The organism is Streptomyces sp. NPDC048606, from assembly GCF_040650855.1.
Taxonomy (GTDB): domain Bacteria; phylum Actinomycetota; class Actinomycetes; order Streptomycetales; family Streptomycetaceae; genus Streptomyces.
Map to the genome: position 1 here is coordinate 62,267 of NZ_JBEZIB010000009.1, position 13,252 is coordinate 75,518.

General features: G+C 73.7%; 11 protein-coding genes. 5 read left to right on the top strand and 6 right to left on the bottom strand.

What is annotated here, in order from left to right:
* Window positions 1–11 precede the first annotated feature (11 nt).
* From AB0D01_RS12070 to hutU, 3 genes are all read right to left on the bottom strand, one after another.
* Window positions 12–1,355, bottom strand: a complete 1,344-nt coding sequence (locus AB0D01_RS12070; RefSeq protein ID WP_363055016.1) for a formimidoylglutamate deiminase — start codon at window positions 1,353–1,355, stop codon at window positions 12–14.
* Window positions 1,352–2,542: an allantoate amidohydrolase gene (locus AB0D01_RS12075; RefSeq protein WP_363055161.1), complete on the bottom strand. Its 1,191-nt coding sequence runs from the start codon at window positions 2,540–2,542 to the stop codon at window positions 1,352–1,354. The genes AB0D01_RS12070 and AB0D01_RS12075 overlap by 4 nt, the downstream gene beginning before the upstream one ends.
* A 101-nt stretch (window positions 2,543–2,643) precedes the next feature.
* Entirely contained in the window at window positions 2,644–4,308 is a 1,665-nt protein-coding gene (hutU, locus tag AB0D01_RS12080; RefSeq protein ID WP_363055017.1) for a urocanate hydratase, read from the bottom strand.
* A gap of 104 nt (window positions 4,309–4,412) precedes the next feature.
* On the opposite strand from hutU, the gene AB0D01_RS12085 reads away from it, so the two are divergent.
* Entirely contained in the window at window positions 4,413–5,762 is a 1,350-nt protein-coding gene (locus tag AB0D01_RS12085; protein WP_363055018.1) for a diaminopimelate decarboxylase, read from the top strand.
* A 25-nt stretch (window positions 5,763–5,787) separates the two neighbouring features.
* Here AB0D01_RS12085 and AB0D01_RS12090 read toward each other — a convergent pair whose 3' ends face one another.
* Window positions 5,788–6,630, bottom strand: coding sequence for a MurR/RpiR family transcriptional regulator (locus tag AB0D01_RS12090; protein ID WP_363055162.1), 843 nt, complete (start codon window positions 6,628–6,630; stop codon window positions 5,788–5,790).
* Window positions 6,631–6,805: 175 nt separating this feature from the next.
* Between AB0D01_RS12090 and AB0D01_RS12095 the strand changes: the two genes are divergently transcribed.
* The gene (locus AB0D01_RS12095) at window positions 6,806–7,180 is read left to right on the top strand and encodes a hypothetical protein (protein WP_363055019.1); all 375 of its coding nucleotides are present in this window, start codon (window positions 6,806–6,808) and stop codon (window positions 7,178–7,180) included.
* Window positions 7,181–7,611: 431 nt separating this feature from the next.
* Here AB0D01_RS12095 and AB0D01_RS12100 read toward each other — a convergent pair whose 3' ends face one another.
* On the bottom strand, window positions 7,612–8,997 hold the full coding sequence (locus tag AB0D01_RS12100) for a cystathionine beta-synthase (RefSeq protein ID WP_363055163.1): 1,386 nt from the start codon (window positions 8,995–8,997) through the stop codon (window positions 7,612–7,614).
* A gap of 134 nt (window positions 8,998–9,131) precedes the next feature.
* On the opposite strand from AB0D01_RS12100, the gene AB0D01_RS12105 reads away from it, so the two are divergent.
* The 3 genes from AB0D01_RS12105 (at window position 9,132) to AB0D01_RS12115 (ending at window position 12,846) form a co-directional block, all read left to right on the top strand.
* Window positions 9,132–10,175, top strand: coding sequence for an SGNH/GDSL hydrolase family protein (locus AB0D01_RS12105; RefSeq protein ID WP_363055020.1), 1,044 nt, complete (start codon window positions 9,132–9,134; stop codon window positions 10,173–10,175).
* A 139-nt stretch (window positions 10,176–10,314) separates the two neighbouring features.
* The gene (locus AB0D01_RS12110) at window positions 10,315–11,535 is read left to right on the top strand and encodes an acetyl-CoA C-acetyltransferase (RefSeq protein WP_363055021.1); all 1,221 of its coding nucleotides are present in this window, start codon (window positions 10,315–10,317) and stop codon (window positions 11,533–11,535) included.
* A gap of 507 nt (window positions 11,536–12,042) precedes the next feature.
* Window positions 12,043–12,846 (top strand): hypothetical protein, encoded by an 804-nt coding sequence (locus AB0D01_RS12115; RefSeq protein ID WP_363055164.1) that lies wholly within the window; start codon window positions 12,043–12,045, stop codon window positions 12,844–12,846.
* Here AB0D01_RS12115 and AB0D01_RS12120 read toward each other — a convergent pair.
* Window positions 12,830–13,198: a hypothetical protein gene (locus AB0D01_RS12120; RefSeq protein ID WP_363055022.1), complete on the bottom strand. Its 369-nt coding sequence runs from the start codon at window positions 13,196–13,198 to the stop codon at window positions 12,830–12,832. The genes AB0D01_RS12115 and AB0D01_RS12120 overlap by 17 nt on opposite strands.
* Between the last annotated feature and the right edge of the window lie 54 nt (window positions 13,199–13,252).

Consider the following 13,252-nt stretch of genomic DNA (forward strand, 5'->3'; position numbering starts at 1 on the left):
GGGCGGCGCGGTCAGGAGCGCAGGGCCGCGATGGCGGAGGCGAGGGCGGACGGGACGTCCTCGACCAGGGTGTGCCGGCCGTCGCGGACGATGTGCCGGCCCCCGACCACCGTGTGGCGGACGTCCGCGGCCGTCGCGGCGAACACGGCCGTCTCGGCGCCCAGCCGGGGCAGCGCCCCCGCCGTGCGGACGGAATCCAGGGCGAGGGTGGTGAAGTCGGCGGGCGCGCCCGCTTCCAGGCGGCCGGCGTCGGGGCGGCCGAGGGCCGCGTGGCCGTCTGCGGAGGCGGCGGTGAGCAGCGCGTTCGCCGTCCAGTGGCCCCGGGTGTGGCTGCGCAGCCGTTCGTTCAGCTCCATCGCGCGGGCCTCTTCGAGGAGGTCGACGACGGCGTGGCTGTCGCTGCCGAGGGACAGCGGGCTGCCGGCCCGCTGGAGGCGTACGGCGGGGCCGATGCCGTCGGCGAGGTCGCGTTCGGTGGTGGGGCACATGCAGGTGCCGGTGCCGGTGCCACCGATCAGGGCGATGTCGGCGTCGGTGAGGTGCGTGTTGTGGACGCCGGTGGTGCGCGGGCCGAGCACCCCGTGCTCGGACAGGAGCCGGGTGGGGGTGACCCCGTGGGCGGCCAGGCAGGCCTCGTTCTCGGCGGTCTGCTCCGAGAGGTGCACGTGCAGCGGCGCGCCCCGCTCGCGGGCCCATGCGGCGACGGTGGAGAGCTGGTCGGCCGGTACGGCCCGTACGGAGTGCACGGCCGCGCCGATCAGGGCGTGGTCGCGCGCCTTGAGGCCGGAGGCGCGTTCCGCCCAGGCGTCCGCGTCGCCGTCGGAGAAGCGCAGCTGGTGGGCGTTGGGGGCCTCGCCGAAGCCTGCGGCGAGGTAGGCGGTGTCGAGGAGGGTGATGCGGATGCCCGCGGCGGCGGCCGCCTCGATCAGGGCCTCGCCCATCGCGTTGGGGTCGGCGTACGGGGTCCCGTCGGGCGCGTGGTGGACGTAGTGGAACTCGCCGACGGCGGTGATGCCGGCGAGCGCCATCTCGGCGTAGGCGGCCCGCGCGAGGTCGAAGTAGGTGTCCGGGGTGAGGTTGCGCGCGATGCCGTACATGGTCTCGCGCCAGGTCCAGAACGTGCCGGAGCCGACCTGGACGGTGCCCCGCAGGGCCCGGTGGAAGGCGTGGGAGTGCGCGTTGGCCAGGCCCGGCAGGGTCAGGCCGCGCAGCACCTCGGCGCCGGGGGGCGGGGTGTCGGTTCCGGTGCGCACGGCGGCGACGCGGCCGTCGGCGGACACCTCCAGGGCGACGCCCGGCTCGACGCGGTGGTCGAGCCAGGCGTGTTCCAGCCAGTACGTCTTGTGCGCGGTCACCGGCACGCGAGTCCTTCCAGTACGTCGGCGAGGGCGAGGACTCCGGCCACGCAGTCGTCCTCGGCGGCGAACTCCCGCGGGGAGTGGGAGACGCCGGTGGGGTTGCGTACGAACAGCATCGCGGTCGGGACGGCCGCGGAGAGGATGCCGGCGTCGTGTCCCGCCCCGGTGCCGAGGACGGGTACGGCGCCGCCCAGGACGCGGTTGATCTCGTCGCGCAGGGCGTGCTCGAACTCCACGACGGGGGTGAAGGACTCGCGGACGACGGCGAGGTCGATGCCGTCGCGGTCGGCCTGTTCGCGGGCGGCCTTCTCGACGGCGGTGACGACCGTGTCGAGGGTGGCCTGGTCGGCGGCGCGGGAGTCGAGCCAGCCCCGGACGAGGGAGGGGATGGCGTTGACCCCGTTCGGTTCGACGGCGATCTTGCCGAAGGTGGCGACGGCGCCGGCGAGGGCGGCCTCGCGGCGGGCGGCGAGGACCGTCTCGGCGTAGGTGAGCATCGGGTCGCGACGGTCGACGAGGCGGGTGGTGCCGGCGTGGTTGGCCTCGCCGTGGAAGTCGAAGCGCCAGCGGCCGTGCGGCCAGATCGCGGAGGCGATGCCGACGCGGTCCCCGGACAGGTCGAGGGCGCGGCCCTGTTCGACGTGGAGTTCGACGAAGGCGCCGATCCGGGCGAGGCGTTCGGGGTCGGGCCCGATCGCCTCGGGGTCGTACCCGGCGGCCTCCATGGCCTGCGGGAGGCTGACGCCGTCGCCGTCGCGCAGCTCGTACGCCTTCTCCTTCGTCAGCTGTCCGGCGGCGAGTCGGGAGCCGACGCAGGCGAGGCCGAAGCGGGCGCCCTCCTCGTCGCCGAAGTTGGTGACGGCCAGCGGTCGCGTCGGGCGGGCGCCGCGGGCGCGCAGCTCGTCCAGGGCGGCGAAGGAGGACACCACGCCGAGGGGGCCGTCGAAGGCCCCGCCGTCGGGGACGGAGTCCAGGTGCGAGCCGGTGACGACGGCGTCGCCGGCGAGGGGGTCGCCGAGCCAGGCCCACTGGTTGCCGTTGCGGTCGACCTCGTACGTCAGACCGCGCGCCCGCGCCTGGTCGCGGAACCAGGCCCGGCAGTCGGCGTCGGCGCCGGTCCAGGCGTGGCGGCGGTACCCGCCGGAGTCGGGGTGGCGGCCGATGGGGGCGAGGTCGTTCCACATGGTGTGGAAGCCGGGGCGGGCCCGGTCGAAGCCCGCCGCCCCCGCCCCCGGGGCCCCGGAGGGGGCGCCGGGGGCGGGGGCGGCGTCGCGGCCGGTGTCGCTCACGCGGTGTCACCCTCGCGCATCGGGACGCGGACGCCGAGGTCGTCGGCGACGTTCTCGGCGATGTCGTAGCCGGCGTCGACGTGGCGGATGACGCCCATGCCGGGGTCGTTGGTCAGCACGCGGCGGATCTTCTCGCCGGCCAGCGGGGTGCCGTCGGCGACCGTGACCTGGCCCGCGTGGATGGAGCGGCCCATGCCGACGCCGCCGCCGTGGTGGATGGAGACCCAGGAGGCGCCGGAGGCCACGTTGACCATGGCGTTGAGCAGCGGCCAGTCGGCGATCGCGTCGGAGCCGTCGAGCATGGCCTCGGTCTCGCGGTACGGGGAGGCCACCGAGCCGCAGTCGAGGTGGTCGCGGCCGATCGCGAGGGGCGCGGCGAGGGTGCCGTCGGCGACCATGTCGTTGAAGCGCTCGCCGGCCCGGTCGCGCTCGCCGTAGCCGAGCCAGCAGATGCGGGCGGGCAGGCCCTGGAAGTGGACGCGCTCGCCGGCCATCTTGATCCAGCGGTGGAGGGACTCGTTCTCGGGGAACAGCTCCAGCATCGCCTTGTCGGTCTTGTGGATGTCCGAGGCCTCGCCGGACAGGGCGGCCCACCGGAAGGGGCCCTTGCCCTCGCAGAACAGCGGGCGGATGTAGGCGGGGACGAAGCCGGGGAAGGCGAAGGCGCGGTCGTAGCCGGCCAGCTGGGCCTCGCCGCGGATGGAGTTGCCGTAGTCGAAGACCTCGGAACCGGCGTCCATGAAGCCGACCATGGCCTCGACGTGGCGGGCCATCGACTCGCGGGCGCGGGTGGTGAAGCCGGCCGGGTCCTTGGCGGCGGCGTCGGCCATGTCCTCGAAGGCGACGCCGACGGGCAGGTACGACAGCGGGTCGTGGGCGGAGGTCTGGTCCGTCACGATGTCGATGGGGGCGCCTTCCGCGAGCAGCTGCGGGAGGAGTTCGGCGGCGTTGCCGAGCAGGCCGATGGAGAGCGGCTTGCGCGCGTCGCGGGCCTCGACGGCCAGCTGGAGGGCGTGGCGCGGGTTGTCGGCCTTGACGTCCAGGTAGCGGTGCTCGATGCGGCGTTCGATGGCGCGCGGGTCGACGTCGATGCAGATGGCGACGCCGTCGTTCATCGTCACGGCCAGCGGCTGGGCGCCGCCCATGCCGCCGAGGCCGGCGGTGAGGGTGATGGTGCCGGCGAGGGTGCCGCCGAACTTCTTGGCGGCGACGGCCGCGAAGGTCTCGTAGGTGCCCTGGAGGATGCCCTGGGTGCCGATGTAGATCCACGAACCGGCGGTCATCTGGCCGTACATGGTCAGGCCGAGGTGCTCCAGGCGGCGGAACTCCTCCCAGTTGGCCCAGTCGCCGACCAGGTTGGAGTTGGCGAGCAGGACGCGCGGGGCCCACTCGTGGGTCTGCATCACGCCGACCGGGCGACCGGACTGGACGAGCATGGTCTCGTCCTGCTTGAGGGTCCGCAGGGTGCGCACCATCGCGTCGTACGAGCGCCAGTCGCGCGCCGCCTTGCCCGTGCCGCCGTAGACGACGAGCTTGTCGGGGTGCTCGGCGACCTCGGGGTCGAGGTTGTTCTGCAGCATGCGCAGGGCGGCCTCCTGCTGCCATCCCAGGGTGCTGAGCTCGGTGCCTCGCGCGGCCCGTACGGGGCGGGGTCCTGACATGGCGGGTGCCTCCTCCGATGTTGGTCAATCCATTCACATCCTCTCCGGATGAATAGATCCAGTCAACAGCTGCGGGCGGGTCCGCCCGATGATGGGATGCGGACATGCCATCCGAGACGCACGACCCCGGCGCCGAAACCACCGCGCGCCGCGACCGGGCCGTACGGGCCGCCGTGGAAGCGGGCCTGCTCGACGCGGAGCCCGTGACCTGCCTCCTGGACGTGGCGGGCGTACGGGCCTCCGCCGCCGCCCTCACCGACGCGTTCGCCGCGCACCTGGCCCCCGGCACCCCGGTGCTGCACGCCTTCGCGGTCAAGGCCTGCCCCCTGGTCCCCGTCCTGCGCCTGCTCGCCGACGCCGGGCTGGGCTGCGAGGTGGCCGGCCCCGGCGAACTGGCCCTGGCACGGGCGGCCGGCCTCCCGGCGGAGCGGATCGTGCTGGACTCCCCCGCCAAGACACCGGAAGAACTGCGCGGGGCGCTGGCCCTGGGCGTCGCCGTCAACGCCGACAACCGCCAGGAGCTGGAGCGCCTCGACGCGCTGGTGGCGGCGGCCCCGACCACCTCCCCGATCGGGGTGCGGATCAACCCGCAGACCGGCGCCGGCGCCATCGACGCCCTGTCGACGGCCACCGCCACGTCCAAGTTCGGGATCGCCCTGCGCGACCCCGGCGCCCGCGCGTGGCTCGTGGAGGCCTTCGTACGCCGCCCCTGGCTGACCCGGCTGCACGTCCACTCGGGCTCGCAGGGGGTACCGCTCCCGCTGATCGCCGAAGGGGTGCGGGAGCTGCACGCGCTCGCCGAGGAGATCAACGCGGCGGTCGGACACCGCCGGGTCGACACCCTCGACATCGGCGGCGGCCTGCCCGTCGACTTCGCCTCCGACGCGCCCGATCCGACGTACGCCCGGTACGTCCGGACCCTGCGCGAGGCGGTACCGGCCCTGTTCGACGGCTCGTACGGCCTGGTCACCGAATTCGGCCGGTCGCTGCTGGCCAAGCACGGCACGGTGCTGGCGCGCGTGGAGTACACGAAGGTGACGGGAGGACGCCCCATCGCCGTGACCCACGCCGGCGTCCAGCTGGCCACCCGCACCGTGTACGCCCCGCGGTCCTGGCCGCTGCGGGTCCTGCCGTACGACGCGAAGGGCGCCCCGAAGACAGGCCCCCTCCTCGCGCAGGACGTCGCGGGCCCGGCCTGCTTCGCCGGGGACCTGCTGGCCACCGCCCGGGAGCTGCCGGAGCTCGCGCCGGGCGACGTCATCGCCCTGCCGGACACGGGCGCCTACTTCTTCACCGCCCATTACGGCTACAACAGCCTGCCGCGCCCGGCCGTGCACGGGTTCACCACCGCCCCGCCCGACGGGGTCCGCTTCGCGCCGGTCCGGCCGGCGCAGTCCACGGCCTCCCTCGTCGAGGAGGCGGGCGGCGCCTTCGCCGACGCCCTGCTGACCTGACCTGCCGAGCCGCCGACCCGCCGACCTACTCCACGAACAGGCCCCGGGCCGCGGCCCGGGCGTCGAAGGCCTCCAGTCGGGCCTGGGCGTCCGGGAGCGCGTCCGCCATGGCCTCCAGCAGCACCCGGCCCAGCAGCATCGGCGCGCACGCCGTGTCGAAGGCCAGGCCGGTGCCGACGGGCGCCGGGATCAGCAGGTCGGAGTACCGGGCCACGGGGGCGAACGCCGAGTCGGCGACCGTCACCACCGTCAGCCCCGCCCCCCGCGCGTGCTCCAGGGCCTCGACGACCTCGCGGGGGTGTCGGGGCAGGGCGAAGCAGATCAGCGCCGAGGCCCCGGCGCCGGCCGCCGCGTCGATCCGGTCGGCGAGCATGGAGCCGCCCTCGTCGAGGAGCCGTACGTCGGGGTGCACCTTCCCGGCGAAGTACGCGAACCCGCGCGCCTGCGAGGACGCCGCCCGCAGCCCGAGCACCGGCAGCGGCGCGGAAGCGGCGAGCAGCCGGCCGGCCTCCTCGACGGGCGTCGGGTCGGCGAGCATCGCCGAGAGCCGGCGCAGGTTCTCGATCTCGCCCTCGACGGCCTGCTGGTACTCGTTGTACGCCTCCTCGCGCACCGGCTCCGGCCGCCCGGCGGGCGCCACCTCGCGCAGGTGCCGACGCAACGCGGGGTACCCGTCGAAGCCCAGGGCCACCGCGAAGCGGGTCACCGAGGGCTGGCTCACGCCGGCCAGTTCGGCCAGTTCCACGCTCGACAGGAACGGCACCTCCGCGGCCCCGCGCACCATGCAGTGCGCGATCCGCCGCTGTGTCGGCGTCAGCCGGTGTCCCTCGAACAGCTTCTGCAGCCGCGCGGCCGGGCTGTCGCTCATGGCGCTCATGGCGCTCCCCTCCGTCCCGTCCCCGGTGAGATATTCACTCACGGTGCACTCTGCATGTGGTTATGCAGCTCGGCAAGCCGCGCCCGCGATCCGGGACGCACCGAGCACGGCGATAGGGGGGCTAACCCCAGTGCCCGGCGCCGCGGGCGTTCCTACGGTGGAGGGCATGACAGCCGACTCTCCGCAGGCCCAGGAGCTGAAGAAGGAACTCGTCGCGACCCTCGACGCCCGGCGCGAGCTCGGGCCTGAGTACGAGCCCGCGCTCGTGGAGTCGTTCGTCGAGAAGGTCGACACGCAGGTGCGACGCCGCCTCGCCGAGGAACGGCTGTCGTCCGCGCGGGGCGGTGGCGCCCCGGCCTGGGCGGCGGAGGGTGGCCTCGCCGAACGCTTCGGCTTCGCGGTCGTGACCCTGGTCCTGGCCGTCCCGCTCTCCGCCATCGGCGCCGCGCAGGCGGGCCTGGGCGGCCTGCTGGTCGCCTGGGCGGGCATCGTGGGCGTCAACCTGGCCCACACGGGCCGCCTGCGCCGCCGGGGCGAGTGAGCCGAAGGGGCGCGCCGGGGGAACAGCTCCGAACGCGCGGAGGAAACCGCGAGGAACGAGCGGTTTTCGAGCACGTACGGAGCTGTGAGCCCGGCTTTCGCGCCCCGGAGGCGAACCGAGCCCCGAAAAAGAGGTGGGCGGGGACCGCCGCACCCCCGGCCTGGGCCGGGGGGCGGGACGACGGCGGTCCCCGCGAGGGACACGGGCCGGGTCAGGGCCGTCCGCGTCCGTGACGTCCGCGGGTTCCGGGAGCCGCTCCGGAGGCCACGCAAGCGCCGCTCGTGGTGTCGGCCGGGCCGGGTTTCCCCGGTGTTCCCCGCCGACATCCACCACTGTGCCCCGGCCGTGTTAAGCCGGTGCTGCCGCCACGTGTCGGCTCCGTACCGTTCGCGCGAACGGTGCGGCGGGCCGGCCCGGGCCGGGGCGGGTGACTACTTCGCGCCCTTGGCGAGGAAGGCCAGGAGGTCCTGGCGGCTGACGACGCCGGTCGGCTTGCCCTCGACGAGCACGATGGCGGCGTCGGCCTCGCCGAGGACCCCCATCAGTTCGGAGACGGGCTCGCCGGAGCCGACCTGCGGCAGCGGCGCGCTCATGTGCTTCTCCAGCGGGTCGCCGAGGGAGGCGCGCTGGGCGAAGAGCGCCGCGAGGAGTTCCTTCTCGACGACGGAGCCGATGACCTCGGCGGCCATGACGTCGGGGTGGCCGGCGCCGGGCTTGACGATCGGCATCTGGGAGACGCCGTACTCGCGCAGCACCTCGATGGCCTGGCCGACGGTCTCCTCGGGGTGCATGTGCACCAGGGAGGGGATGCCGCCGTCCTTGTCGGCGAGGACGGCGCCGATGCGGGCCGCGGAGCCGGCCTCCTCCAGGAAGCCGTGGCCGGCCATCCACTCGTCGCTGAAGATCTTGCTGAGGTAGCCGCGACCGCTGTCGGGCAGCAGGACGACGACGACGTCGTCGGGGCCGAGGCCCTCGGCGGCGCGGAGCGCGGCGACGACCGCCATGCCGCAGGAGCCGCCGACGAGGAGGCCCTCCTCCTTCGCGAGGCGGCGGGTCATCTGGAAGGAGTCCTTGTCGGACACCGCGATGATCTCGTCGGTGACGTTGGGGTCGTAGGCGGTGGGCCAGAAGTCCTCGCCGACGCCCTCGACGAGGTACGGGCGGCCGGATCCGCCGGAGTAGACCGAGCCCTCGGGGTCGGCGCCGATGACCTTGACCTTGCCGCCGGACGCCTCCTTGAGGTAGTTGCCGGTGCCGGAGATCGTGCCGCCGGTGCCGACGCCCGCGACGAAGTGAGTGATCTTCCCCTCAGTCTGTTCCCACAGCTCGGGACCGGTCGTCTCGTAGTGCGAACGGGGGTTGTTCGGGTTGCTGTACTGGTCGGGCTTCCAGGCGCCCGGCGTCTCGCGCACGAGGCGGTCCGAGACGTTGTAGTACGAGTCGGGGTGCTCGGGGTCGACGGCGGTCGGGCAGACGACGACCTCGGCGCCGTAGGCGCGCAGCACGTTGATCTTGTCCAGGGACACCTTGTCAGGGCAGACGAAGATGCACTTGTAGCCCTTCTGCTGGGCCACGATGGCGAGTCCGACACCCGTGTTTCCGCTGGTCGGCTCCACGATGGTGCCCCCGGGCTTGAGCGCACCGCTCTGCTCGGCGGCCTCGATCATCCGGATGGCGATGCGGTCCTTCACGGAACCGCCGGGGTTGAAGTATTCGACCTTCGCCAGAACGGTGGCCTGAAGGCCTTCGGTCACACGGTTGAGCTTCACCAGCGGGGTGTTGCCGACGAGGCTGATCATCGAGTCGTGGAATTGCACCATGTTCTCCAAGGAGGGGACTCCACGGGTTCTCCGGGAGGTCCGGCCAGAGTATGCGGAAAGGGATTGACCGACCGTCCGTACGGGGCAGGTAGGTCAACAACGCCAGACAGGGAAGCGAGGTGGCCTGAAGGGTGTCCAGGGCGAGAACGGCCCGCCGGATCGCGGCGGGGGCAGCGTACGGCGGGGGCGGACTCGGGCTGGTCGGCGTGGCCACGGTCGGGCTGGTGCTGGCGGAGGTGCAGTTCGCGAAGCGCACGGTGGGGACGGGGCTGCCGGACCCGCCGCGCGCGGACGGGCTGTACGGGAGCGAGTTCGGCGGGCCGGAGCTGAGTCCGGGCCCGCTGCGCATGGGCATGCTGGGCGACTCCACGGCGGCCGGGCTGGGCGTGCGGCGGGCCCGTCAGACCCCGGGCGCGCTGTTGGCCTCGGGGTTGGCGGCGGTCGCGGAGCGGCCGGTGGAGCTGCGCAACGTGGCGCTGTCGGGCGCGATGTCCGACGATCTGGACCGTCAGGTGGGGCTGCTGCTGGACGGCGGCGGGCCGGTCCCCGACGTGTGCGTGATCATGATCGGGGCGAACGACGTGACGCGGCGGATGCCGCTGACCCAGTCGGTGCGGCTGCTGACGGCGGCGGTACGGCGCCTGCGGCTGGCCGGGTCGGAGGTGGTGGTCGGCACCTGTCCGGACCTGGGCACGATCGAGCCGGTGTACCAGCCGCTGCGGTGGATGGCCCGGCGGGTGTCGCGGCAGCTGGCGGCCGCTCAGACGATCGGCGTGGTCGCGCAGGGCGGGCGGACGATCTCGATGGGCGACCTGTTGGGCCCGGAGTTCGCGGCGAACCCGCGCGAGATGTTCGGCCCGGACTCCTACCACCCGTCGGCGGAGGGCTACGCGACCGCCGCGATGGCGGTGCTGCCGACGCTGTGCGCGGCGCTGGGCCTGTGGCCGGAGTCGGACCGGCTCGACGTGTCCCGGGACGAGGACATGCTGCCGGTGGCCAAGGCGGCGTCGGCCGCGGCCGGCGAGGCGGGCACGGAGGTCACGGGCGCCCGTGGGGCTTGGGCCCTGCTCAAGCACCGCCGCAGGCGGCGGGTTCCGGCCGAGGAGCTGCCCGAGCCGGCGACGGCCGGTCCGGCGGGCGCCCCGGGCCCGGCGCCGCTCCAGGAATCCGCCTGAGGGGCGGTTTCCGCCGGCCCGCGACCGCCCGCCCGGTCGGGCGGAGCGACCGGCATCACACGCCCGGGCCGGTGACCTCGACCGTACGGGGCGGTAACTTCGCATGCGGTCCCGCAACGACGCACCCCTTGGAGTCCCGATGCCCGAAGCCGTCATCGTTTCCACCGCCCGCTCTCCCATCGGGCGCGCCGGCAAGGGGTCCCTCAAGGACGTCCGCCCGGACGACCTGACCGCGACGATCATCCAGGCCGCGCTGGCCAAGGTTCCCGAGCTGGACCCGCGCCAGATCGACGACCTGATGCTCGGCTGCGGTCTGCCGGGCGGCGAGCAGGGCCACAACCTGGCCCGCATCGTGGCCGTGCAGATGGGCATGGACTACCTGCCGGGCACCACGATCACCCGTTACTGTTCCTCCTCGCTCCAGACCTCCCGGATGGCGCTGCACGCCATCAAGGCGGGCGAGGGCGACGTCTTCATCTCCGCGGGCGTCGAGACGGTCTCCCGCTTCGCGAAGGGCTCCTCGGACGGCCTGCCGGACACCCACAACCCGCTGTTCGGCGACGCGGAGGCCCGTACGGCCGCGGTCGCGCAGAGCGAGGGTTCGTCCTGGCGCGACCCGCGCGAGGACGGCCTGGTCCCGGACGCCTACATCTCGATGGGGCAGACCGCGGAGAACCTGGCCCGGCTGAAGGGCGTGACCCGTCGGGACATGGACGAGTTCGGCGTCCGTTCGCAGAACCTGGCCGAGGAAGCCATCAAGAACGGGTTCTGGGCCCGCGAGATCACCCCGGTGACCACCCCGGACGGGACGGTCGTCTCCAAGGACGACGGCCCGCGCGCCGGCGTGACGCTGGAGGGCGTCGAGGGCCTCAAGCCCGTCTTCCGCCCGGACGGCCTGGTCACGGCCGGCAACTGCTGCCCGCTGAACGACGGCGCCGCCGCGCTGGTCATCATGAGCGACACGAAGGCGCGGGAGCTGGGTCTGACCCCGCTGGCCCGCATCGTCTCGACGGGTGTCACCGGCCTCTCCCCCGAGATCATGGGCCTGGGCCCGGTCGAGGCGTCGAAGCAGGCCCTGAAGCGGGCCGGGCTGACCGTCGGCGACATCGACCTGTTCGAGATCAACGAGGCCTTCGCAGCGCAGGTCATCCCGTCCTACCGGGACCTGGAGATCCCGCTGGACAAGCTGAACGTCAACGGCGGGGCCATCGCCGTGGGTCACCCCTTCGGGATGACCGGCGCCCGCCTCACCGGCACGCTGATCAACAGCCTCCAGTTCCACGACAAGCAGTTCGGCCTGGAGACGATGTGCGTGGGCGGCGGCCAGGGCATGGCGATGGTGATCGAGCGGCTGAGCTGAGCCGGAGCGGAGGGTAGGGGTCGCCCGACGAAGGAGGCGGCACCTGCCCGCAGCGGTGGCGAAGCCCAGCGCGACCGAAAAGGCGAGCGGCTGAGCTGAGCCGGAGCGGCTGAGCCGATCCGGAGCGGCCGTCGATCCGGAGCGGCCGAGCCGAGCCGGTTCGAGGCGGAACGAATGTTTGAACCCGTGTCATAGCGGAGCGTGAGGGTTCGGATGCCGGTCGAGTCCGGCCCTCAGACGCCGCAAGGAATCCTCTAGATCCATGCGCTGTACTGACATCGATTCCAATCCCGTCGCGGCCGACCTGTGACCGAATCGCCCCCAGGATGTGACCTTTGTCCTGGGGGTTCGGTATTTGCCCAGGTCAAACGGCATCCCCCGACGGCCGCTGGGCCGAAAGACCTGTCCAATTCATGACGTAATGCACTGCACGCCATTCACAGCACAGGACAAGCTGATGTAGGAAGTCGGGGGATCGAATCAATCAGGAGTTAGTCAGTGAGCGCCATGTCTCTTGCCCTGCTGCTGACCACGGCCGCTGCCACGGCCGTGGGCGCTGCTGCGCTGCACGCCGTACACGGACTGCGCAAGCAGGTCACGGCCCTGCGCGGTGAGCTGACGGTGTCGGCCCTTGCGCGTGCCACGACCGTCCCCCACGCCCGCAGCGCCGTGGAGTCCCCCGCCGCCGAGATACGAGCCGCCGTGGCCGAAGCCCTCGCCGAGGAGCGGGAGCGGGAGCTGGCCGAGGCGCGTGCCTTCTGGGCCGCGCAGGAGGCCCGCGACGCCGCCGACGCCCCCTCGCTGCTGGGCGGCCTGCCCGGCCTCGGTGAGGAGAACCCGGTCTTCCTGCCCCGGCAGGCGGACCTGGTGGGTCTGGAGCCCGTCCTGGGCGACGACCTCGCCGACGAGTACCCGGAGGACTCGGCCGAGCTGGCCGCGGCCCGCCGGCGCCACCCCTCGCACCCCGACTTCGTCCCGGTCCAGCCGCACCCCGGCGCCGACCACGAGCGCACCGTCAACCGGCTGGAGGAGCTCGCGGAGGCCCGTACGGCCCTCGCGGACGTCCGCCCGGGCCCGCTGGGCACGCTGGACGTGTACGTCTTCACGGACGGCACCACGCTCTGCATGACCCCGGGGCACCGGGAGACCGCGGAGCGGCTGGCGCAGGCCCTGCGCTCGGGTACCGCGCCGGTCCTGCTGGGCGGCTCCGGCATCTCCGGCGCCTACGCCCTGACCTTCTCCTGCGGTGACGCCGAGGACCCGGACAGCAACGTCTACATCCTCGCGGACCGCGTCATCGCATCGCTCTGACTTCCGCCCGCTCCACCAGCGCCACGGCCTCGTCCAGCATCTCGGACGGGGCCTTCGCGTCGTCCGCCCGCGCCGCCGCCCCGGACGCCGCCTCCGCCGCCGCCGCGAGCGCCTCGGCGAGGTCCCGTCCGGTCACCGCGACCTGGTCGCCGACGACGAAGGGCCCCGCGTCCGGCACCTGACGGACGGCGCCCTGCGGGCCCTCCTCCAGCCGCCGGGCCCGCTGCGCCAGCTCGCGGGCCAGCTCCAGGGCCTCGGCCGCGGCGCCGCGCTGGAGACGGCTCTGCGGGGCGGCGCGCAGCCGGTCGGCGAATCGTTCGACGGCGTCGGTCAGCGGTGAGGTATCGAGCACGCGGCCGACCCTACGCGGCGCCCGGGCACCATTGCCAACGGGCGAACTCTCCGG